The organism is Sphingomonas sp. SFZ2018-12, from assembly GCF_022496715.1.
In the GTDB taxonomy this organism is placed as follows: domain Bacteria; phylum Pseudomonadota; class Alphaproteobacteria; order Sphingomonadales; family Sphingomonadaceae; genus Sphingomonas.
The window spans coordinates 1,646,104-1,667,548 of the sequence record NZ_WTFM01000001.1 but is presented as its reverse complement, the minus strand read 5'-3'; the positions used below and the strand labels follow the sequence as shown (position 1 = coordinate 1,667,548).

Here is a 21,445-nt window from a genome sequence, read left to right as displayed (position 1 = left end):
TTGCCGGGACCCTGGGCCGTTCCGCCCGCTCCCCCGCCTGGCCACCCACGCGTATATCCTGATGGGGGGCCGGGTGCGGGTAGGCCTGCAACGACGTACGTTGCGGGGATCCCGTGGGGGAGCGGGCCGGTGCCGCGCCTGTTTCCGCCGGATTGAAACAGGCGCCGAGCGTAACGCTCAGGCGGTCGGGCGGCCGAGATAGTGCGATTGCGCGGCGTCGGTGGCGTTGATCGCCAGGATCGACCGGGCCTCCACCGGCGGGCGCGGGCGGCCGTGGCGATCGGCGGCGGCGTCGATCACCCGGTCGAGCAGCGCCTGGCCCTCCGTCCACCAGCCGATGCCGCTGTCGGCGTTCAGGTGCCCCTGTGACCCGGCATCGACGAAGTGGCTGCCCCAATCGACCGCCAGGCTGTGCGCGCGCTCGATCGAGATCCAGGGATCGTCGCTGCTGGCGATCAGGATCGACGGAAAGGGCAGCGGCTGGCGCGGGGCGGGGGCAAAGGCACCGAGCGACGGCGGCGCATCGGCGCGGTCGACATCCGCCGGCGCGACCAGCAGGGCACCGGCGACCGGCGCGCCATAAGGCTGGGGCGACAGCGCCGCCCACCAGGCGACGGCGAGGCAGCCCAGGCTGTGCGCGGCGAGCACCACCGGGGCCTGGGCGGTGCGGATCGCCTGGTCGAGCCGCGTCACCCAGGCGTTGCGGTGCGGCGTGTTCCACATGCCCAGCTCAACGCGATGCACGTCGGGCCGGGATTCCTCCCACAGCGTCTGCCAATGCGACGGGCCCGATCCGCCAAGGCCGGGAACGGTCAGAACGATCGGCGAGGTGTCGTCGAGATGCGAGAAACTGCCCATGCTGCCAACTCCGCTGCGAGGAAGGCGATGGCGCGGCCGGAAACGCTCTAGGGGGACGCACCGGGCCGCGCCACCACCCGCCGCAAACATATTCCTATCAATTTAGTGGGCAATAAAGATTTGCTGTGGGTGCGGCGAAGCGGGAGCGCGGTGCGACGGGTGGAAGCAGAGCATGAGTGGCGAGGCGCGGCGGCGGAAGTTGACACTGGGTTGACACTGTCGGCGCGGTGCCGAGGCAGGCGTGAAGTTGCGGAAGGTGCGGGCTGTGCGCGATTGCGGGCAGGCGTGCGCGGAGCGGAGCGCCGGAGTCGCGGAGGAGGGGACGAGGTGCGCCATGTGGGGAGGATGGCATGGGGTGCGGGGTGTAGGACAGGGGGTGGGTGTCCGGCTTTTGGAGATTAGCTCCTGGTTACGAACGAGCGAAGGTCGGTCCTTATCGGCCGGCCGAGTCCACTCACTTGAAATGAAGCTCTGGTAGACTGCGAACCAGCTTGCATGGGAGCAGAGCGGGACTGTCGTCAAATCGCTAGCTGTGGCATTGTCACTAGCAACTTTAAGGCGGATCACATTGTCTAAATACTTCAATGATAGCCCGATCGAGCGGGCAGAAGATGACCAATATGGCATCGCACCATTTGCGGCCGCGATCGCGGCCAGTCTCGTAAAGATTGAAGACCCAATCGGTGCGACAATTGCGGTCAACGGTCCGTGGGGGTCGGGGAAGAGCAGCGCGGTCAATCTGATCCGCAGCGAGTTGGACCAGTTTAACGATCCGGCCCTTAAGGTCGTCGATTTCCGGTGCTGGTGGTATCGGGGCGAGGAGGCGCTGGCGCTCGCCTTCCTGCAGAAGCTTAACAGCGAGCTTGAAGAGACAGTCGGGCACAAGGTCAAAGGTCTTATACCAGAAATTGGTCGCCACCTACTTCAGGCGGGGCCGGTTGTTGGCACCGCTGTTTCGCTCGCGACCGCCAGCGGAGTGGGCGCGCTAGTTTCGGGCTCGGCCGCGTTCGCCAAGCGATTCTTTCCCGATAAGGATTCGCTCGAAAAGACTTTCCGGAAACTCTCAAAAACGCTGGGTGAGCAGAACAAGCGTCTCCTCGTAATTGTGGACGATATCGACAGGCTTTCACCTGATGAGGCACTGGCGATATTCCGGCTTGTTAAATCGGTCGGTCGGCTGCCAAACGTGATGTATCTGTTGGTATTCGACCGCGAGCTTGCTGAGCGGGCGGTTGCGGCTCACTATCCTTCCGAAGGGCCGCATTTCCTTGAGAAGATCATACAGGCAAGTTTCGAGTTGCCCGCCCCATTACCAACCGATCTCAACAATGCGATGCTCGGCTCGGTCGAGAAGATTTGCGGCTCGCCTCCTGAGCAGCACGTAGTGCGGTTCATGAACCTTTTCTACGACATCGTAGCGCCTTACTTAACGACCCCCCGGCATGTGACGCGGCTCATCAACGCGATAAGCGTGACTTGGCCTCCGATGGCGGAAAGTGTAAGCCGGGCCGATTTTCTTGCTCTGGAGACGCTCCGGCTCTACGAGTCCGGCTTGTTCAGGGCCATTCGCGCGAACCGAGAAGAAGTAATTGGCAACGGCAAGAGCCTTTATCGGGACACGCGCGATAGCTCGAAATTTGAGTCGTTCCTGCGCGGCGTGCCGGACGAACGCCACACTCAATTCAAGCTGATCCTCCAGCGCCTGTTTCCTGCCTTAGAGGACACAATGTACAGTGAGGGGTTCGGCAGCATCTGGGATGCCGAGCGCCGCGTCTGCATTGGCAAGAACTTTGACACCTATTTTCGCCTATCGTTGAGCGACGAGACAATTTCGAACGCTGAGCTGAGCGAACTCATAGCGCGTGCCGGCAATAAGACTTTCATCCAAGGGCGCTTTCGTGCGGCGGCAGCCCAAGTTCGTAAAAGCGGCAAATCAATGGTGCCGGTGCTGCTTGATGAGTTGACCTCACACGCCCGTGAGGTAGCACGCGAGGATGTCGAGCCATTAGTTTCGGCTATTTTCGAGATTGCCGACGAGATCAGTCTGTCGCAGGATGACGAGCGGGGATTTATGATCGGTTCGACGCAGCTGCGTGTTCACTGGCTGATCCGCCGCCTGACGGCAGACCGCTTTAAGCTCGAAGAACGGAGCGCGATGTAGGTCGCGGCAAGTGCGTACGCTTCGACCGGGTGGCTGGTAAACTTCACTTCGTCGGCGGTGGATGACTATCGCCCCAAGGAGGGCGAAGGGGTCAATTTGGACCAGTGCCTCGTGGTGGAAGCTGCTTTGCCGGAGCTCAGATCGCTTGCTCTCAAAAAGCTTAAACAAGCCGCGCATTCTGGCGAATTAATCCAGAAACGCGATCTGATCTATAATCTTTATCGCTGGTACGATTTAAGCGTCGATGAGGGTTCGGAGGTCAAGAGCTGGCTGGCCGAGCAGATGAAGGATGATGCCGTGCTCGTCATTCTTGCTAAAGCGTTCACTGGGGAGTCGTGGAGCACTGGGCTAGGCGGCTTCGGCGGGCTGGGTGACCGCGTTTCTAAGCGAAGTGTGCGGGCGCAAATCACTGACGATACACCTCTGCTCAATGCCGCTGCCTTTAGGTTTCAGCTTGAAAGAATAGTGAAAGAGCGCAAGCTGACAAAGGAGGATCTCGGGGCTGTCGAGATACTGCTCAAGGCATGGGATAATCGGCGCGGTACGCGAGATTGACCATATCGGTCGGGCGGGCGGCTTTGACGCCGCCGATCAACCAAGCGCACTTGTATTGCCTCGACGTCGTTGTTTGGCTCTTACGCGCTATAGGCTGTTTAGATCGGACCAAGCGCCTAGCAGCTTTTGGGTCGATTGTCGGCTACCCGTATCGATCGAGTTTGACCGCGTAGCTATCGATCCGCCCCCCACCCCCCTTCAAAACACCGCGATCGCCGCGTGGAGCGTCAGCGCGAGCAGCGTCAGCGTGGCGAGCGCGAACAGGGCGAAGCGGACGATGACGCGGTTGGTGGTGACCTGGACGAGGCTGTGCGCGATGCGCAGCGCGACATAGGCCCAGGCAAGCACGAGGTTGAAGCCGCCGCCCCAGCCGGTCAGCGCGAGTACGATGGCGATGGCATAGAAGATGGTCGGCTGTTCGAGCAGGTGGTTGTAATTGTCGGCGGGCCAGCCGGCGCGTGCGTCCAGCCGCTGGCGCAGGTCCGCGCCGGTGCCGCCGACCAGCGTGGTGGCATCGATGCCGGCGCGGCGCATCGCCGGGATGCGGCGGACGTACATCCATCCCCACATCACGAGCGTCCACGCGGCGAGCGCGACGACGGGCGCGAGGATCGGGCTGTGGCTGGTCATGGTGATGCTCCCCCCTTGTGTTCGGGGGCAGCGTGGCGGGATGCGTTGCGGATTGCAACGGGGTGGGAGGCGAGGGTGCGCGGGTCCTTCGATACGCGCCCCGTCGACTGCCTGCCGGGCAGGCGCTCAGGACAGGCTTCGCCAAGCTCAGTCGCTACTCAGGATGAGCGGACACCGATAACATGTTTGCCGTCGCCCCGGGTCAAGCCCGGGGTGTCGCGATGGGGGAGTACGCCAATGATGGCGCTGTGACTGCTGTGCCGTGGACCCCGGCACTAGGCCGGGGTGACGGTTTGCGCTGATTTCCGTGGGGTTCGGCGCTTGTGGACAGGCCCCACCCCAACCCCTCCCCTGAACGGGAGGGGCTTGAGCGTCGCGCGATCAGGCGAACAGCTTGGCCCAGCCACGCTTAGGGCGGTTCTTCCACGCGCCGCGGTGCCAGGCGTCGCTGGCGAGGAGGGGCATGACGCTGCCGGCCTCCGCAAACACCATCTGCTCGTGCACGGTCTGGACCTTGCCCCAGCTCGCCGCTTCCTGAAGCGTCGAGGACGAGCAGGCGCCGTCACGCACGTCGGCGACGGTGATCTGAACGGCGTATTTGTGCATCTCGACATCGTCGTGACCCAGAATCTCGGCGCAGACGACGGTGTCCTGGATGAAGTTCTTAGGGACCCCGCCGCCGATCATCAGCAGGCCCGAGGCACCGGCCGCGATCTTGATGTCGGTCAGCTCGCGGAAGTCGGCGATCGCGTCGAGCATCATGTAGGGCTTGCCCTCCTTCATCCGCTCGACCTGGTGCTTGACCAGGCCGAAGCCGGCGGAGGAGTCGACGAATGCCGGGCAGAAGATCGGTACGTCATGCTCGTAAGCGAGCTTGACGAGGCTGTTGTCCTTCTTGCCGTGCTCTTGCAGGTACTTGCCCATCGCGGCGATGAACTCGCGGCTGGAATAGCCGCGCGGCTCCAGGCTGTCGGCGATGCGACCGATGGTGTGGTCGCAGTCCTGGAGCTGCTCTTCGTCGATATAGGTGTCGTAGATGCGGTCGATGTAGAGCGAGCGCAGCGTGTTGTCGTCGGGGATTTCCAGCGCCTGATAATGCTTATGGCCAAGGCCTTCGAAGAAATCCATGTCGACGATGCTGGCGCCGGTGGCGACGACCGCGTCGACCATGTTGGAGCGCACCAGTTCGGCATAGAGGTCCATGCAGCCGCCCGCGCTGGTCGAGCCGGCGATGACCAGGAAGATGGTGCAGTCGGGATCCTCGAGCATCATGTTGTAGATGCCCGTCGCGCGCGCGAGGTCGCGGCTGGTGAAGCTCATCTTGCCCATCGATTCGATGATCGGGCGCGCGTCGAAGCTGCGGATGTCGACATGCTCGACCTGATGCGCGAGCAGTTCGGCCTTGCGCTGGTCGTTGATGGGGGCGGTGAGGGTGTCGGTCATGGTCATTCCCTATCAAACAGCGTCGCCCCGGCGCAGGCCGGGGCCGCTAAGTTCGTGGCACAGCGATCGCCAACGGTCCCGGATCGGCTGGCAATCCAGGAAAGGCTAACGGCCCCGGCCTTCGCCGGGGCGACGTTGATGGATCTGCGTTACAGGCTGAAGACGTTCGACGCCACCATCGGCGCGGCTTCATCCTCGACGTAAAGGCTGGTCATCGGTTCGTCGTCGACGACCACCGTGTCGCCGGCACCGAAGCCGTTGAATGCGGTGCGCATCGCCGCGCCATACGCGCCGAGCATGCCGACCTCCAGATAGTCGCCGGCGCGCACGTCGGCGGGCAGCATGAACGGACCCGTCATGTGATCGAGATCGTCGCAGGTGGGCCCGTAGAAGCTGAACGCCATGTCGCGCGCATTCGAATCCGGCTCGCGCAGCAGACGAACGGGGAAGCGCCAGCCGAGATGCGCCGCATCGAACAACGCGCCATAGGCCCCGTCGTTGATGTAGAGCTCGTCCCCGCGGCGCTGTTCGACGCGCACGACGATCGAGCTGTATTCGGCGCACAAGGCGCGGCCCGGTTCCGCCCACAATTCCGCCGAGTAGCTGATCGGCAGGCTTTCAAAGGCGCGGTGGATGGTCGCGAAATAACGGTCGAGCGGCGGCGGTTCCATGCCCGGATAGCTCGACGGGAAACCCCCGCCGACATCGACCACGTCGACGGTGACGCCGGCATCGACGATCGCGATGCGCACACGCTCCATCGCGTTGGCATAGGCCTCCGGGCTCATCGCCTGGCTGCCGACATGGAAGCAGATGCCGAGCGCGTCCGCCGCCTGGCGCGCGGCCATCAGCAGCACGCGGGTGTCGCCCTGGCCGACGCCGAACTTCGACGCGAGGCTGAGCTTCGAATGGTCGGACGACACGCGCAGCCGGACGCACAGCGTGAGGTCGGTCGCGGCGTGGCCGGCTTCGTCGGTGGTCGCGCGGACGATCTTGTCCAGCTCCTCGATCGAATCGAGCGAGAAGACGCGCACGCCATGCGTGAAATAGGCTTCGCGAATCGCCTCGGGTGCCTTGACCGGGTGCATGAAGCACAGGGTCGCCTCGGGCGCGACGCCCGCGACCAGACGCACCTCACCGATCGACGCCACGTCGAAATGGGTGATGCCGGCATCGAACAGGATGCGGATCAGGTCGGGCGACGGGTTCGCCTTCACCGCATACATCGACCGGCCCGGAAACTTCTCGACAAAGTAACGGGCCGCACGACGGGCGGCGTGCGGGCGAACAAGCGTGACCGGCTGAACCGGCGCACGATTTGCGATGTCGATGCCGCGAACGGCAATCGAATGGGGAATCGCTAACCCCAGCGCGCTATGGTGCTTGGCCAATTCAAGGGACCTCCAATTGCCTTTCGGCATACGGTGACAAAAAGCTGCCTTGCGGTTGGAAGTCCCATGGGGCAGCGGAAGCGCCACATAGGGTTGACCCGGGGGTGTGTAAAGCGTTTTTGGACCCCGGAACGCCAGCCGAGGATCATTTGTGACGATTTTGCGACAGCCCACCCGCGCAGGGGTCCGCGACGCGGCGGCCAAGCTGGCGGCGGTGGTCCCGCCGACCCCGATCTTCGTCCATGAAATCAAGGGCGTGGCCGTCACGTTCAAGGCCGAATCGCTGCAGCCGATGGGGGCGTTCAAGCTGCGCGGCGCATGGCACCGGCTGACCGCGATCGAACCCGCACAGCGCGCCCGCGGGGTCGTCGCCTTCTCCTCGGGCAATCATGCCCAGGGCGTCGCCTGGACCGCGCGCCGGCTGGGCATGCCGGCGGTGATCGTGATGCCCGCCGATGCGCCGCGCGTGAAGCGCGAGTCGACGCTGGCGATGGGGGCGGAAGTGGTCGATTACGATCGCGCGACCGAAAGCCGCGAGAAGATCGCCGCGCACCTGGCCCATTCGCGCGGTGCGGTGCTGGTGCCGAGCTTCGACGATCCGTGGGTGATCGAGGGACAGGGCAGCGCGGGGATCGAGGCGGCGGAACAGATGCGCGCAATGGGCCTGGGCCTGCCCGCGCATGTCGTCACGCCATGCGGCGGCGGCGGGCTGGCGGCCGGGCTGGCGCTCGCGCTGCCCGACGCGCGGGTGACCGTGGTCGAGCCCGAAGGATGGGACGACATGCGCCGTTCGCTCGACGCGGGCTGGATCGAGCCGGTCGGGGCCGATGCCCCGCCGACCGCGTGCGATTCGCTCCAGACCAAGGAAGTCAGCCCGCTGACGTTCGAGGTGCTGGCCCGGCGCGGCGCAACCGGCGTCGCCGTCAGCGAAATGCAGGTCCGCGAGGCGCAACGCTGGGCAGCGCGCCACCTGCGGCTGGTGGTCGAGCCGGGCGGCGCGGTCGCGCTCGCCGCGCTGCTCGGCGGACAGGTCCCGGTCGAGCCGGGGATGCTGGTGATCCTGTCGGGCGGCAACGTCGATCCCGATGCCTATGCCGGGGTGCTAGCGGGCGAAATCATGCAGCGCGCGCACGAGACGATTTGACGGTCGTCAAAGCGGTACGGCCGCGCCGACGCTAGGCCGCTTCCAACAAGAGGAGGCGTCCCATGACCCAGCACCATCCCAAAGCCGTCTTTGCCCAGGCCGACCTGATCGTCGCGCCGCCCCAGCCGCAGGTGCCGCCGGTCCCCGATCGGGCACAGCGCAGCTTTGACCTGCACCCGGCGATCTTTGCCGGCATCTTCGGATGCTTTGCGGCCTATCTCGGCATCATGGGCGCGACCTTCATGGGGCCGGAGCTGGTGATCCCGTTCGCCATTTTCGGCGTGTTCCTGGTGATGTTCTTCGCGCTGCCGATCTGCTGGGCGCGCGTCACCGGCGACAAACCGGGCACGCCGCAGGGCTGGCACGATTTCATGCGCGAGGGCGTGATGACCGGCAGCGGCCACGCGACCGCCGGTGCTGCGCTGGCGCAGATTTTCACCCTGTTGCTGTTGATGGTCGGTTGGGGCGTGGCCGTCGCGGTGATCGTGGCGACGTTGTAAAAACGGGACGGCGTGCAGCAACCCGCGCTGCATGCGACGCCGGGCGGCTGGCCATCAACCCAGGCCAGCCGCCCGGTGCAACATGCCGACATCGCAAATGAGCAGGTGCCGCAAACCGTCGCGGCGGACGATGCCTTCGGCTTCGAGCGCGCCGATCTGGCGGCTGATCGTCTCGATCGTGGTGCCGAGCAGTGCGGCAATGTCGCCACGCCCGAGCGGCAGTTCGAGCCGCAGGCCGTTATCTGCCGGACCGTCGCAATGCTGATCGACGAGCAGGCACAGCAGTCCCGCCAGCCGTGCGCGCGCATCATTGCGCCCGATCAGCTCGATCAGCGCGTGCGACTGGGCCAGCTGATCGGTCGTCGCGGCGAGCACGCGCGCCATAAACCCGGAATGCGCGTGCATTTCGCGCTCGACATCGCTGCGCGCGAACAGGCAGAGTTCCACATCGGTGAGGGCGATGGCGCTGCTGTCGAGCGTCGGCGCGAACAGCCGGGCGAGGAAGCCGGCGGGATAGACCAGCCCGAGCATCCGTTCGGTCCCCTGCGCGTCGATGCGCGCAAGCTTGAGCGTGCCGCTGACCAATGTCGCGCAGGCGATGCTGTCATCCCCGGCCGCGAATATCGTCTGCCCCCGCGCAAAGCGCCGCCGCCGCCCGAGGCGCGCCAGGTCGCGGCGCTCCGCTTCGCCCATCCCCGCGCAGACCGCGATGTCGCGGACCGGGCATTCGGCGCAGTGCAACGGGTCGTGTTCGGCCATGCGGGGGTGTTAGGACTGGCCGGTCGATGCGGCAATGGCTTCGCAAGCGGGGCGGGCTCGGCTAATCGTGAGCCCGACGCCAAGCAATCGACAGGAACGACGCGCGATGAACGAGTTGCCCGCTGTCGCATCCGCCGCGCTGGCGGTGATGATGATCGCCGTCTTTGCGCTGACGATCGGTGCGGTGGTGCTGATCCGGCGCGGCGACTGGCGCAAGGGCGGGCTGATGCTCGCGGCGGCGGCGGTGATGCTGGGCAATGTGCTGATCTGGACGGTGTGACGAGGCGGGCACCGGCACGGGCGAAGCCCGTGCCGTCGGTCGGCGCGTTGCGCCGCCGGCCGTGATCGTCGCCGAGATGCGGATTAGCTTCTGCTAATCCGCTGCGACGATCAACGAATCGGCGAGTTCGGATCCAGCCGCATGTCGAGATATTTGTCCACGCTGCCCATCAGCTGATCCATTTCATGTTCAAAGAAATGGTTGGCGCCGGGGATGGTGTCGTGGTGGATGGTGATGTGCTTTTGCGTGCGCAGCTTGTCGACCAGCTTCTGCGTCGCGCTGGGCGTCACGACTTCGTCGGCGTCGCCCTGGATGATGATGCCCGAGCTGGGGCAGGGCGCGAGGAAGGTGAAGTCGTACATGTTGGCCGGCGGCGCGATCGAGATGAAGCCGCGGATTTCGGGCCGGCGCATCAGCAGCTGCATGCCGATCCACGCGCCGAAGCTGAAGCCCGCGACCCAGGTGGTCTGCGCCTCCGGGTGAAAGCTCTGCACCCAGTCGAGCGCGGCGGCGGCGTCCGACAGCTCGCCGATGCCGTTGTCGAACACGCCCTGGCTCTTGCCGACGCCGCGGAAGTTGAAGCGCAGCGTGGCGAAACCGCGGCGCTGGAACGTCTTGTAGAGATCCTGGACGATGCGGTTGTTCATCGTGCCCCCCGACTGGGGATGCGGGTGCAGGATCATCGCGACGGGCGCGCGCGGACGCGGGGCGGGCGCGAAACGGCCCTCGAGACGACCTTCGGGACCGGGGAAAATGACTTCGGGCATGGGGCTGGACGCTGACCTGTCTTGCAAGCGGGAACCGCGCTGGCGCGGATGGATTGCACGGCTATATAGACGCCAGGCGCAGCCGCGCAATCATTGGAGCCGAAGTTGAGCGATCGTCGATATTTCGATCATGCGGCGACCACGCCAATGGTGCCGGCGGCGCGCGACGCGGTGATCGCCGCGATCGGCGACTGGGCCAACCCGTCCTCTCCCCATGGCGAAGGCCGCGCCGCGCGCGCCGCGATCGAGGCGGCGCGGGCTGCAATCGCGCGCGGCTATGGCTGGCCGGGCGAGGTGATCTTCACCAGCGGCGCGACCGAGGCGATCGCGATCGGTATCGGCCGGGCACAGGTCGCCAGCCGGATGGTCGGCGCGACCGAGCATGACGCGGTGCTGCGCGTCGCGGGCGATGCGGTGCGGCTGCGCGTCGACCCCGATGGCGAGATCGACCTGGACGTGCTGACCGAGGAACTGGCGCGCGCCACCGCGCCGGCGCTGGTGTGCGTGCAATGGGGCAACAGCGAGACCGGGGTGCTGCAGCCGATCGCGGCGATCGCCGAGCGCGTGAAGGCTGCGGGCGGCGTCCTGTTCGTCGATGCGGCGCAGATGCCGGCGCATTGGGACGACGGCGACCGGCCGCAGGACCACGCCGACCTGATCGCGGTGTCGGCGCACAAGCGCGGCGGGCCGCCAGGGGTCGGCGCGCTGCTGGTGCGCGACCTGGCGCAGCTGCTGCCGAGCGGCGGGCAGGAGCGCGGCTATCGCGGGGGGACCGAGAATGTGCCGGGCGCGGTGGGGTTCGCGGCGGCGCTGGACGCGCCGGAGGACCTCGACATGATGGCCGAGCTGCGCGAGCGGATGGAGGACGCGATCGTCGAGGCGGGCGGCGAGGTGATCGCCGAGGAAGCGCGGCGCAGCCCGTTGGTCGGCGCGTACCGGATGCCGGGGGCGAAGGCGGCGGTGCAGCTGATCCGGTTCGACGTGGCGGGGTTTGCGGTGTCGGCGGGCAGCGCGTGCTCGTCAGGGAGCATGCGGCCCAGCCATGTGCTGGCGCATATGGGCATCGACGCCGACCTGGCGGACGAGGTGATCCGGATCAGCTTCGGCCGGCCGACGACCGCCGAGGATGTCGATGCGCTGGTCGCGACCTGGACGACGATCGCCGAGGAGATCGCGCACGGCCCGACCGCGGGCGAGATGATCGCGTGACCTATCTCGACTATCAGGCGACGACGCCGCTCGCGCCCGAGGCGCTGGCGGCGATGCTGCCGTGGCTCGCGCAGCAGCACGCCAACCCGCATTCCGCGCACGCACCCGGCCGGGCGGCGAAGGCGGCGGTCGAGGCGGCGCGCGCCGACATCGCCGCGCTGTTGCCGCCGGGCGGCACGGTGAGCTTCACCAGCGGCGCGACCGAGGCGCTCAACTGGGCGATCAAGGGGGTCGGGCCGGGGGGCATCGTCACCTGGGCGAGCGAGCATGCCGCGGTGCTGGACACGGTGCACGCGGCCGGCGCGGGCACGACGGTCCTGGGCGTCGGCGCGGACGGGCGCATCGACCTGAAGCTCGCGCGCGCGATGATCGAGCCGGGCACCGCCCTGGTTGCCGCCATGCTGGTCAACAACGAGATCGGGACGATCCAGCCGATCGCCGAGCTGGCGGGAATCGCGCATGACGCGGGCGCGCTGTTCCTGTGCGACGCGGTGCAGGGCTATGGCCGGATTGCGGTGCCGGAGGGGCCCGACCTGATCGCGATTTCGGCGCACAAGATTCATGGGCCGAAGGGCATCGGCGCGCTGTGGATTCGCGAGGGCGTCGAGCTCGCGCCGCTGATGCATGGCGGCGGGCAGGAAAAGGCCGGACGGTCGGGCACCTTGTCGCCGGCATTGTGCGCGGGGTTCGGCGCGGCGGCACGGCTGGCGCGCACGCAGATGGACGCGGACGCGGCGCATGTCGCGCGGCTGGCGGAGATGGCGCTGGCGCGGCTGGGGCCGGAATGGGTGCTCAACGGGTCACGCGACCATCGTTATCGCGGCAACCTCAATCTGCGGCGCGCGGGGCTCGACGTCGCGCGCCTGATGAGCGAGCTGCGCGACATCGCGTTTTCGGCCGGGTCGGCGTGCGCCAGCGGATCGGGCCGGGCGAGCCATGTGCTGCGCGCGATCGGGCTGAGCGAAGGCGAGGCACGCGCGTCGATCCGCCTGGGCTTTGGCCGATACACGACGGAGGAGGAAATGATGGCCGCGATCGACCGGATCGACAGCGCCGCGCGCGCCCAGCGGGTGGCGGCATGATCCGCGTGCGCTTCGTCAGCGCCGACGGCGGCGCGGTACGCGAGGTCAGCGCCGAGCCGGGCGCGGTGCTGCTCGACGTGGCCCAGGCCGACGGCCAGCCGCTGGAGGGGACGTGCGAGGGCCAGATGGCCTGTTCGACGTGCCACGTGCTGATCGCGGCGGAGGATTTCGACCGCCTGCCGCCCGCGCGCGAGGAGGAAGAGGACATGCTCGACCTGGCGGTCGGCGCGACGCGGCACAGCCGGCTGGCATGCCAGATCATGCTCGACGCGACGATGGACGGGATGACGGTGCGGATGCCGCCCGCGCACCGCAACATGCAGGGGCGCTAGGGCATGGCGGAGGTTTCACGCCGCGCGGTCGTCGCCGCCGGAATCGGTGCAGGTGCCGCGATGCTGCTGCCGCGCGCGCTGCACGCGCAGGCGCGCGACATGCTGGGCGACATCACGGCGGAGATCGGCGGGCGGCTGGGCGTATCGGTGTTCGACACCGGGCGCGGCTGGCGGCTGGGGATCGACCCGGACACGCGCTATCCGCTGTGTTCGACCTTCAAGCTGCCGCTGGCCGCCGCGATCCTGGCGCGCGCGGACATGAGCCAGCTGCCGCTCAATCGGATGATCCGCTATTCGGAGGCCGACCTGCTCGATTACGCACCCGCGGTGCGCGCCAAGCTGGCGGCGGGGCAGATGAGCGTGCTCGAGCTGTGCGAGGCGGCGGTCGTGCTGAGCGACAACAGCGCGGCCAACCTGTTGCTGCCCCAGATCGGCGGGCCGGCGGGGCTGACGCGCTTTTTCCGCGCGCATGGCGACCGGCTGAGCCGGCTCGACCGCGACGAGCCGACGCTCAACATCTTTCGCCGCGAGGACCCGCGCGACACCACCACGCCGCTGGCGATGACGATGCTGATGGAGCGGCTGTTGATCGGCGAGGCGCTCCAGCCGGTCTCGCGCGGGCGGCTGATCGAGTGGATGGTGGCGAGCCAGACCGGCGCGAAGCGGCTGCGCGCCGGATTGCCCAAGGGCTGGCGCACGGGCGACAAGACCGGGACGAGCGGCGCGGGCCAGTATAACGACATCGCCATCACCTGGCCGCCGGGCGGGCGCAAGCCGATCCTGATCGCGGTCTATATCGACGCGCCGGGGCTCGCGGCGGAACGCGCCGACGCGGCGATGGCGCGGATCGGCGGGCTGGTGGGCGACGTGTTCGGGCGCGGGTGAGCCGCCGTCCGCGCGAACCTTGCGTCGCGGGGCGGCTTGGCCCATATGGCGCGCGGGAGTCGGGCGGACGGGATCGTCGCCAACCCGGTCAGGTCCGGAAGGAAGCAGCCGTAACGATTTCGTCCCGGGTCGTTCCGGCTCCCACCTCCGCTTCATTTCATCGCCTCCCAAACCGCTATCTCGGCGTCGCCCCGGCCTTGCGCCCGGTTTTCGCTTCGTCGCGCCGGAACAGGCAGCGGGACCCCGGCGCAAGGCCGGGGTGACGGTTGGGGTCGGGTGGGTTCGACTTGCGTGCCGGGTGCTTCCGGGCGCGGGATGCGGCCCGGCGCACGCAGGGGTTTTCGGTCGCAGGGCCAGGCGGCGTGGTGGACCCCGGCACAAGGCCGGGGTGACGACGAGCACGTGGCGGTCGTCGGTTTGAGTGGCCCGTCAGATCCCTGCGATCAACAATGGGCGGTCCCCTTCGACACGCTCGCTGCGACCGGCTAGGACGGAAGGGCCATGGAAGACGGATTCGATCTGGGCGAGCCGCCCCAGCCCAAAAAGGCCGAGGCCTATCGCGTGCTCGCGCGAAAATACCGGCCGCAGACGTTCAGCGCGCTGATCGGCCAGGACGCGATGGTCACGACGCTGGCCAACGCGATCAAGCGCGACCGGCTGGCGCACGCGTTCCTGCTGACCGGGGTGCGCGGGGTCGGCAAGACATCGACCGCGCGGCTGATCGCCAAGGCGCTGAACTGCATCGGGCCGGACGGGCAGGGCGGGCCGACGATCGATCCGTGCGGGGTGTGCGAGCCGTGCCGCGCCATCGCCGAGGGGCGCCATATCGACGTGATCGAGATGGACGCCGCCAGCAATCGCGGCATCGACGACGTGCGCGAGATTGTGGAGGGGGTGCGCTATGCTGCTGTCAGCGCGCGGTACAAGATTCACATCATCGACGAAGTTCACATGTTCACCAAGGAAGCGTTCAACGCGATCCTGAAGACTCTGGAAGAGCCGCCGGGGCATGTGAAGTTCCTGTTCGCGACGACCGAGGTGAACAAGGTGCCGGTGACGGTGCTGTCGCGATGCCAGCGGTTCGACCTGCGCCGGATCCCGGCCGAATTGCTGGCTGCGCATTTCACCGAGATCGCGCGCGCCGAGGGGTTCGAGGCCGAGCCCGAGGCACTCGCGCTGATCGCGCGCGCGGCAGAGGGGTCAGCGCGCGACGGGCTGTCGATCCTTGACCAGGCGATCGCGCATGCCGACATGGACGGCAGCGGCGTGCGCGCCGACGCGGTGCGCGCGATGCTGGGCCTGTCCGATCGCGGCGCGATCCGGACGCTGTTCGAACGCGTCATCACCGGCGATGCGGCGGGTGCGCTGGCGGGCCTGCGCGATCAATATGATCTGGGCGTCGACCCGGTCGCGGTGCTGCGCACGCTGCTGGAGACGGTGCACGCGGTCACGCTGACCCGGATCGGCGCGGACCTGGGCGCGGGCGTGTCGCGCGAGGAGCGCGCGGCGTTCGAGGGCTGGGCGGAGAAGCTGTCCTTTCCGGCGCTGCACCGGCTGTGGCAGCTGTTGCTGCGCGGCCATGACGAGGTGGCGCACGCCGCCATGCCGATCGAGGCGTGCGAGATGGCGCTGTTGCGCGTCATCCATGCCGCATCTTTGCCCGATCCGGGCGAGCTGGCGCGTCAGTTGGCGGCCGGCGGGCCGGTGGCGGTGTCCGCCCCGGCGCCCGTGGCAGCAAGTCCCGAGCCGGCCCCGGCAGCGGCCCTGCCCCAGTCGGTTGTGGAAATCGCCGAGCTGCTGGGGCGGCACAATCGCCATCATCTGGAGGCGCAGGTGCGCAACTTGGTGCGGCCGATCCGCTGCGCGCCGCCCGCGCTGGAGATCAGCGGCGCCCGGCCCTTGCCGGCCGAGTTCAGCCGCGACCTGGCGGCCGCGCTGCGCGAGCTGACCGGGACGGCGTGGACGATCACGGTCGGGCGCGAGGAGGGCAGCGCGACGCTGCGCGAGCTGGAGGAGCGGCGTCAGGTCGACGAAAAGGCGGCGGTGCTGGCATCCCCCGTGGTCGCCGCCGCGTTTGAAGCATTTCCGGATGCCGAACTGATCGGCTGGACCAACACCAAACGGAGTGGCTGAGATGAAGAATCTCGATGAAATCATGGCGATGGCGCAGAATGTCCAGAACGAGCTGCAGAAGGCGCAGGCCAATCTGGACACGATCGAGGTCGAGGGGGTCGCGGGCGGCGGCATGGTCAAGGTGCGCGCCAGCGCCAAGGGCCGGGTGATCGGCGTCGACATCGACGAGTCGCTGCTGCAGCCGTCGGAAAAGAGCATGGTCGAGGACCTGATCGCCGCCGCGTTCAACGACGCGCGTGCCAAGGCCGATGCGGCATCCGCCACCGAAATGTCGAAGATGACCAGCGGCCTGCCGCTGCCGCCGGGGTTCAAGCTGCCGTTCTGAGACGGTTTTAGATCAAGCCGGTCCTTTCAGCCCCTCCCCTGAAGGGGAGGGGTGAGCCGGATTGATCGACCGCGGTTCCGAACCGTCTTTGCCTACATGGCTCAGTGCTGGGGGCCGTACTGCCCCTCGATCTGGCGGAGGCATTCGGCCAGCGACCGTTCGGCGGCGGGCGTGAAGCGTTCGCCGGTGCAGGCCAGCGCGGTCATGCGATCGATGCGGAACATGCGGAAATCGGCGCGTGTCTCGCACCAGCCGACCATCGTCCAGACCTTGCCCCAGAACCACAGCCCGAGCGGATGGACGCGCCGCGACGTCGCCACCTCATTGCGGTCGCGATAGTCGAAACGCAGGATGTCGAGCGTGTCGATCGCGCGCTGGATCAGATCGATCAGGTCGCGCACATCCTGGGCCAGACCCATGGGCGGCGCGAAGACGCTGGTCCGTGCGACGCGGCTGCGATCTGCCTCGGGCAGGACAAGTTCGATCTTCACCAGCGCCTCGGTCGCGGCGCGCGCCATGTCGATGCCGCCCCAGGACCGGACCATCCGGATGCCGGCGACGAGCGCCGCCACCTCGTCGCGCGAGAACATCAGCGGCGGCAGGTCGTAGCCGCTGCGCAGGATATAGCCGACACCGGGCTCGCCATCGATCGGGACCCCGGTACTCTTCAGGTCGGCGACGTCGCGATAGATCGTCCGTTCGGACACTTCGAGCCGGTCGGCGAGCGTCGCCGCGGTGACGAGCCGACCGCCGCGCAGATACTGGACGATCTGAAAAAGACGGTCGGCGCGTCGCATCAGCGCTTGTACCGGAACAGCCCCAGGCTGTTGCCCTCGCTGTCGATCGCGTAGAAGAACGCGCCGCTCGGGATGTCGATCACCTCCGACACCACCTCGCCGCCGCCGCGCCGGACGCGGTCCATCGCGTCGCTCAGATCGTCGGTGACGGCGAAGTGCGCGGTCATCCCCGCGCCATGCTGCGCAGGGGTGCCGGGATAGAGATGGCCGACGGGGTGACCTTCCGCGCCATGCGGGAACATCCAGACAGGGTTGGGGCCTTGGTCGTCATGGATGAGCGGGGCACCGAACAGGGTCTGATAGAAGTTGCAGGCTCTTCGTGCGTCCGCAACCGGAATCTCGGTGAAGACGATCGCGACGGGCGTGACATCGGGCATGGGTCCGTTTCCTTTCATGTTGGCGATCGCGTCTTGCCACAGCGGTCCTGACAGCGTTCTGTCAGCAGTCTCTTCGACGCCGGCCCGGCCGCTGGACCTGCGCGCGCGGTCGCGCCGTTGCGCGGACGGAACCTTCGGGACACGTGCGTCGTTCGATGCCGCGTCGGAAATTTGGAGGAGTTCGCCACATGACCACGGAACGCGTCGATATTCAGGGCACCAGCGCCACCCCCGCCGGCACCCAGCCCACGACCACGATCGTCGAGCATCGCAGCGGCGGCGGCTTCGGAACGGTGCTGATCGGGTTGGCGCTGCTGATCGGTGTGGTCTTCCTCGCCTATTTCCTGGTCCTGCGGCAGGACAATGAGAATATCGAGACGCGCGCGGTGACCGAAGCCGCCGCCGCGGTCGGCGAAGGCGCGCAGAAGGTCGGCGATGCCGCCGAAAAAGCCGGCGACAAGCTCACCAGCGAGTAAGTCGATGCCGACAGGCGGGACCGGCGACGGGCCGCCCGTTTGCAACAGGAGCGCCCGATCGGCCGATGGCGGATCGGGCGCTTTCCGTTCGGGGCAGGTGGGCGCGCCACGTTGAGTCAGTGCAAAGTCATCATGCTCTAACGCAGGCAGGCGTCCAGACCGTCGTCGCGCACGACGTTCATCCGCGCGGCGATCGAGTTGCCGTAGCGGCGGGTGAAGCCGCGGGGCGAGATGCCGGCGCGCTTCTTGGGGAGCGGCAGGACGGCGGCGATCTGGGCGGCCTCGCGTTTGGTGAGGCTGGTCGCGCCGTGCTTGAAATAGCGGCGTGCGCCCGCGTCGACGCCATAGGTGCCGATGCCGGTCTCCGCCACGTTCAGATAGACTTCCATGATCCGGCGCTTGCCCCAGACGCCCTCGATCAGCAGGGTGAACCAGGCCTCCAGCCCTTTGCGGAAGAAGCCGCCATTCTGCCACAGGAACACGTTCTTCGCGGTCTGCTGGCTGATCGTCGATCCGCCGCGGATGCGACCGCCCTTGGCATTGCGCAGCGCGGCGGCGGCGATCGCCTTGTAATCGAAGCCGCCATGCGCGCAGAAATTGGCATCTTCGCCCGCGATCACCGCGCGCGGCATGTCGGGGTCGATGCGGTCGAGCGCGACCCAGTTCTTGGTCGCGCCATGCCCCGCGATCACGTCGCTGAGCATCGTCAGCGTGATCGGCGGCGGCACGAAGCGATAGAGCAGGACGAGCAGCACGGACATCAGGACGAAGCCGAAGACCAGCCGGCCGAGCCAGCCGGCGATGCGCCGCCCGATCGAGCGGCGCGGCCGCTTTGCCCGACGCGCTGCACGCATGGCGGCGACTCCGTCCATGTCCAGTTCACGCAAGGGGACCGCCCCCGCGCCCGATCCGCCCCGATCCGTCATCGCGGCGTGGTGATGCCCGATCAGCCGGCGGTCAGCAACCGCTTCTCGCCCGCCAGCCGCATCATCGCCTTTTGCAGCTTCTCGAACGCGCGCACCTCGATCTGGCGGACGCGCTCACGCGACACGCCGTAGACCTGGCTCAATTCCTCGAGCGTCTTGGGATCGTCGGTCAGCCGGCGCTCGGTCAGAATGTAGCGTTCGCGCTCGTTCAAATTCTCCATCGCCTCGACCAGCATGTCGTGGCGGACATCGGCCTCCTGCGCGTCGGCGACGCGTTCGTCCTGAAGCGGCGAATCGTCGGCCAGCCAGTCCTGCCACTGGCTTTCCGAATCGTCGCGCATCGGCACGTTCAACGACGTGTCGCCGCCCATCGACATGCGCCGGTTCATGCTGGTGACCTCTTCTTCGGTCACCCCCAGATCCTTGGCGATCTTGGCGAGGTGTTCGGGCGTCAGGTCGCCGTCCTCGAACGCGTCGAGCTTGGCCTTCATGCGGCGCAGGTTGAAGAACAGCTTCTTCTGGGCTGCCGTGGTGCCCATCTTCACCAGGCTCCACGAGCGCAGGATGAATTCCTGGATGCTCGCGCGGATCCACCACATCGCATAGGTGGCGAGGCGGAAGCCGCGATCGGGCTCGAACTTCTTCACGCCCTGCATCAGACCGATATTCCCTTCGGAAATCAGCTCGCTGACCGGCAGGCCATAGCCGCGATAACCCATCGCGATCTTGGCCACGAGGCGCAGGTGCGAGGTGACGAGCTGGGCCGCGGCCTCCGGATCGCCATGCTCCTGAAAACGCTTGGCGAGCATATATTCCTGCTCGGGCGCCAGGATCGGGAATTTCTTGATCTCGGCCAGATAGCGGTTGAGGCTCGCCTCGCCGCCGAGCGCGGGGATCGTCGCGGGGACGTTGCTGCCGGTTGCCATGATCGTGTCTCCCTTCCCGGAACCGCGTGTGCGGCCCCGCATATTCATACGAGAAGCTTATCGAACAGTTCCTGCATGTCAGCAGGCAGTTCGCTATCGAACGCCAAAGCGTTACTTGTCAGGGGGTGGATGAACCCCAGCCGCGCCGCGTGCAAGGCCTGGCGACGGAAACCCAGCGTTTCGAGCAATCCGCGCTGGTTTCCCCGATTTCGCGCATAGACCGGATCCCCCAGCAGCGGGTGGCCGATCGATGCCATGTGGACGCGCACCTGATGCGTGCGGCCGGTTTCCAGCCGGCATTCGACGAAGCTGGCGTCGCGCAGCGGCCGGAGCAGCCGGTAATGGGTGACGGCGCGCTTGCCGCCCGACACGATCGCGACCTTCTTGCGGTCGTGCGGCGACCGGGCGAGCGGCGCGTCGATCGTGCCGCTGGCCGGCATGACCCGCCCGGCGGCGATCGCCTTGTAACGGCGGTCGATGCTGTGCGCCTTGAACTGGCGGGCCAGCCCCTCATGCGCGCGATCATGCTTGGCCGCGACCATCAGGCCCGACGTGTCCTTGTCGATCCGATGGACGATGCCGGGGCGCGCGACGCCGCCGATGCCCGACAATTGCCCCGCGCAGTGGTGAAGCAGCGCGTTGACCAGGGTGCCGTCGAGGTTGCCCGCGGCAGGATGGACGACCAGCCCGGCCGGCTTGTCGATGACGATCAGATGCTCGTCCTCGAACACCACATTCAGGGCGATCGCCTGCGCCACATTGTGCGCGGGCGTCGGTGCCGGCACCTCGACCCGGAACAGCGCGCCGGCCACCGCCTTGCGCGCCGGGTCGCGCGCGGGCGTCCCATGGGCATCGACGACGCGACCGGCGGCGATCAGCGTCTTCAGCCGCTCGCGCGAAAGGGTGGGGACGGCGTCCGCCAATGCCCGGTCGAGCCGCCAGCCATTGGCCGCCGCGTCGATCCGTGCTTCGATGGTAGAAATCCCTGAATCCATTTTTCATCTAGATGGGCGCAATGGCGGTTTTTTCAACACGGGTGATCGACCATGTCGCCCGCGCGGCGCGCGCCGATCCGCAGGTCGAGATCTGCGGGCTGCTGCTCGGGCGTGACGACCATGTCACCGAGGCGGTGGTCGCGCGCAACGTCGCCGACGACCCCGCCGCGCGGTTCGAGATCGACCCCGCGACGCTGATCGCGGCGCATCGCGATGCGCGGGCGGGCGGTCCGGAGGTGGTCGGCTGGTTCCATTCGCATCCGCGCGGCGACAACCGGCCGTCGGCGACCGACGCGGCGATGGCGCCACCCGATGGCCGGCTGTGGCTGATCCTGGGCGGGCCGCCCGACCATGCCCCGGCGTTGTGGCGCGCGGTGCGCGACGGGCCGGTGCACGGCCGCTTCGAGCCGGTGGCGCTGCGCACTGACCCGCAGGCTGCATAGCTTGCGCGCCCGTCGCGGCTGCTCCAAAAGGCGCACGACCGCGGCGTCCGC

The 21,445-nt window shown here is 67.4% G+C and carries 24 protein-coding genes and 1 other RNA gene; 14 read left to right on the top strand and 11 right to left on the bottom strand.

Features of this window, described 5'->3' with window-relative positions; all coding sequences use genetic code 11:
- Positions 1 to 177: 177 nt before the first annotated feature.
- Positions 178 to 858, bottom strand: coding sequence for an alpha/beta hydrolase (locus tag GO308_RS07795; protein WP_066481211.1), 681 nt, complete (start codon positions 856 to 858; stop codon positions 178 to 180).
- 568 nt (positions 859 to 1,426) lie between these two features.
- Between GO308_RS07795 and GO308_RS07790 the strand changes: the two genes are divergently transcribed.
- Positions 1,427 to 3,019 (top strand): P-loop NTPase fold protein, encoded by a 1,593-nt coding sequence (locus GO308_RS07790; RefSeq protein WP_240885023.1) that lies wholly within the window; start codon positions 1,427 to 1,429, stop codon positions 3,017 to 3,019.
- A gap of 57 nt (positions 3,020 to 3,076) precedes the next feature.
- Entirely contained in the window at positions 3,077 to 3,574 is a 498-nt protein-coding gene (locus GO308_RS07785) for a hypothetical protein (protein ID WP_240885021.1), read from the top strand.
- A gap of 198 nt (positions 3,575 to 3,772) precedes the next feature.
- Here the strand turns inward: GO308_RS07785 and GO308_RS07780 are convergent, their stop codons facing one another.
- From GO308_RS07780 to GO308_RS07770, 3 genes are all read right to left on the bottom strand, one after another.
- The gene (locus GO308_RS07780) at positions 3,773 to 4,204 is read right to left on the bottom strand and encodes an MAPEG family protein (RefSeq protein WP_240885019.1); all 432 of its coding nucleotides are present in this window, start codon (positions 4,202 to 4,204) and stop codon (positions 3,773 to 3,775) included.
- A 381-nt stretch (positions 4,205 to 4,585) separates the two neighbouring features.
- The gene (locus GO308_RS07775) at positions 4,586 to 5,647 is read right to left on the bottom strand and encodes a deoxyhypusine synthase (RefSeq protein WP_240885017.1); all 1,062 of its coding nucleotides are present in this window, start codon (positions 5,645 to 5,647) and stop codon (positions 4,586 to 4,588) included.
- A gap of 149 nt (positions 5,648 to 5,796) precedes the next feature.
- A complete protein-coding gene (locus GO308_RS07770) occupies positions 5,797 to 7,038 on the bottom strand; it encodes a type III PLP-dependent enzyme (protein WP_240885016.1) in 1,242 nt (413 codons plus the stop codon).
- A 151-nt stretch (positions 7,039 to 7,189) separates the two neighbouring features.
- On the opposite strand from GO308_RS07770, the gene GO308_RS07765 reads away from it, so the two are divergent.
- Positions 7,190 to 8,182 (top strand): threonine/serine dehydratase, encoded by a 993-nt coding sequence (locus GO308_RS07765; protein ID WP_240885015.1) that lies wholly within the window; start codon positions 7,190 to 7,192, stop codon positions 8,180 to 8,182.
- Positions 8,183 to 8,244: 62 nt separating this feature from the next.
- Positions 8,245 to 8,682 (top strand): hypothetical protein, encoded by a 438-nt coding sequence (locus GO308_RS07760; protein WP_066480087.1) that lies wholly within the window; start codon positions 8,245 to 8,247, stop codon positions 8,680 to 8,682.
- A gap of 54 nt (positions 8,683 to 8,736) precedes the next feature.
- Here the strand turns inward: GO308_RS07760 and GO308_RS07755 are convergent, their stop codons facing one another.
- Positions 8,737 to 9,441 (bottom strand): Crp/Fnr family transcriptional regulator, encoded by a 705-nt coding sequence (locus tag GO308_RS07755; protein WP_240885013.1) that lies wholly within the window; start codon positions 9,439 to 9,441, stop codon positions 8,737 to 8,739.
- A gap of 106 nt (positions 9,442 to 9,547) precedes the next feature.
- Here GO308_RS07755 and GO308_RS07750 point away from each other — a divergent pair, with 106 nt between their 5' ends.
- A complete protein-coding gene (locus GO308_RS07750; RefSeq protein WP_197417173.1) occupies positions 9,548 to 9,721 on the top strand; it encodes a hypothetical protein in 174 nt (57 codons plus the stop codon).
- 110 nt (positions 9,722 to 9,831) lie between these two features.
- Here GO308_RS07750 and GO308_RS07745 read toward each other — a convergent pair whose 3' ends face one another.
- Positions 9,832 to 10,488, bottom strand: coding sequence for an alpha/beta hydrolase (locus GO308_RS07745; RefSeq protein ID WP_066480083.1), 657 nt, complete (start codon positions 10,486 to 10,488; stop codon positions 9,832 to 9,834).
- 105 nt (positions 10,489 to 10,593) lie between these two features.
- Here GO308_RS07745 and GO308_RS07740 point away from each other — a divergent pair, with 105 nt between their 5' ends.
- The 7 genes from GO308_RS07740 (at position 10,594) to GO308_RS07710 (ending at position 16,454) form a co-directional block, all read left to right on the top strand.
- Positions 10,594 to 11,697, top strand: a complete 1,104-nt coding sequence (locus GO308_RS07740; RefSeq protein ID WP_240885011.1) for an aminotransferase class V-fold PLP-dependent enzyme — start codon at positions 10,594 to 10,596, stop codon at positions 11,695 to 11,697.
- Positions 11,694 to 12,779, top strand: coding sequence for a cysteine desulfurase family protein (locus GO308_RS07735; RefSeq protein ID WP_240885005.1), 1,086 nt, complete (start codon positions 11,694 to 11,696; stop codon positions 12,777 to 12,779). Before GO308_RS07740 ends, GO308_RS07735 begins: the two co-directional genes overlap by 4 nt.
- Positions 12,776 to 13,111, top strand: a complete 336-nt coding sequence (locus GO308_RS07730; protein WP_066480080.1) for a 2Fe-2S iron-sulfur cluster-binding protein — start codon at positions 12,776 to 12,778, stop codon at positions 13,109 to 13,111. The genes GO308_RS07735 and GO308_RS07730 overlap by 4 nt, the downstream gene beginning before the upstream one ends.
- A gap of 3 nt (positions 13,112 to 13,114) precedes the next feature.
- Positions 13,115 to 13,996, top strand: coding sequence for a class A beta-lactamase (gene bla, locus GO308_RS07725; RefSeq protein WP_240885003.1), 882 nt, complete (start codon positions 13,115 to 13,117; stop codon positions 13,994 to 13,996).
- Between the two features lie 51 nt (positions 13,997 to 14,047).
- An RNA gene (gene ffs, locus GO308_RS07720) (signal recognition particle sRNA small type) lies at positions 14,048 to 14,145 on the top strand.
- A 352-nt stretch (positions 14,146 to 14,497) separates the two neighbouring features.
- Entirely contained in the window at positions 14,498 to 16,129 is a 1,632-nt protein-coding gene (locus GO308_RS07715) for a DNA polymerase III subunit gamma/tau (RefSeq protein WP_240885001.1), read from the top strand.
- A 1-nt stretch (position 16,130) separates the two neighbouring features.
- Positions 16,131 to 16,454: a YbaB/EbfC family nucleoid-associated protein gene (locus GO308_RS07710; protein WP_240885000.1), complete on the top strand. Its 324-nt coding sequence runs from the start codon at positions 16,131 to 16,133 to the stop codon at positions 16,452 to 16,454.
- 101 nt (positions 16,455 to 16,555) lie between these two features.
- On the opposite strand, the gene GO308_RS07705 is transcribed toward GO308_RS07710, so the two are convergent.
- Entirely contained in the window at positions 16,556 to 17,251 is a 696-nt protein-coding gene (locus GO308_RS07705; protein WP_240884998.1) for a YafY family protein, read from the bottom strand.
- Positions 17,251 to 17,628: a VOC family protein gene (locus tag GO308_RS07700; RefSeq protein WP_240884996.1), complete on the bottom strand. Its 378-nt coding sequence runs from the start codon at positions 17,626 to 17,628 to the stop codon at positions 17,251 to 17,253. Before GO308_RS07700 ends, GO308_RS07705 begins: the two co-directional genes overlap by 1 nt.
- A gap of 188 nt (positions 17,629 to 17,816) precedes the next feature.
- Here GO308_RS07700 and GO308_RS07695 point away from each other — a divergent pair, with 188 nt between their 5' ends.
- On the top strand, positions 17,817 to 18,104 hold the full coding sequence (locus GO308_RS07695) for a hypothetical protein (RefSeq protein WP_066551148.1): 288 nt from the start codon (positions 17,817 to 17,819) through the stop codon (positions 18,102 to 18,104).
- Between the two features lie 137 nt (positions 18,105 to 18,241).
- Here the strand turns inward: GO308_RS07695 and mtgA are convergent, their stop codons facing one another.
- The 3 genes from mtgA to GO308_RS07680 form a co-directional block, all read right to left on the bottom strand.
- Positions 18,242 to 18,958: a monofunctional biosynthetic peptidoglycan transglycosylase gene (mtgA, locus tag GO308_RS07690; RefSeq protein ID WP_240884994.1), complete on the bottom strand. Its 717-nt coding sequence runs from the start codon at positions 18,956 to 18,958 to the stop codon at positions 18,242 to 18,244.
- Between the two features lie 92 nt (positions 18,959 to 19,050).
- Positions 19,051 to 19,956 (bottom strand): RNA polymerase sigma factor RpoH, encoded by a 906-nt coding sequence (gene rpoH, locus GO308_RS07685; RefSeq protein WP_240884992.1) that lies wholly within the window; start codon positions 19,954 to 19,956, stop codon positions 19,051 to 19,053.
- Between the two features lie 44 nt (positions 19,957 to 20,000).
- Positions 20,001 to 20,951 (bottom strand): RluA family pseudouridine synthase, encoded by a 951-nt coding sequence (locus tag GO308_RS07680; protein ID WP_240884985.1) that lies wholly within the window; start codon positions 20,949 to 20,951, stop codon positions 20,001 to 20,003.
- 20 nt (positions 20,952 to 20,971) lie between these two features.
- Between GO308_RS07680 and GO308_RS07675 the strand changes: the two genes are divergently transcribed.
- Complete coding sequence (locus GO308_RS07675) at positions 20,972 to 21,394, top strand: M67 family metallopeptidase (RefSeq protein WP_240884983.1); 423 nt, start codon at positions 20,972 to 20,974, stop codon at positions 21,392 to 21,394.
- Positions 21,395 to 21,445: the final 51 nt, after the last annotated feature.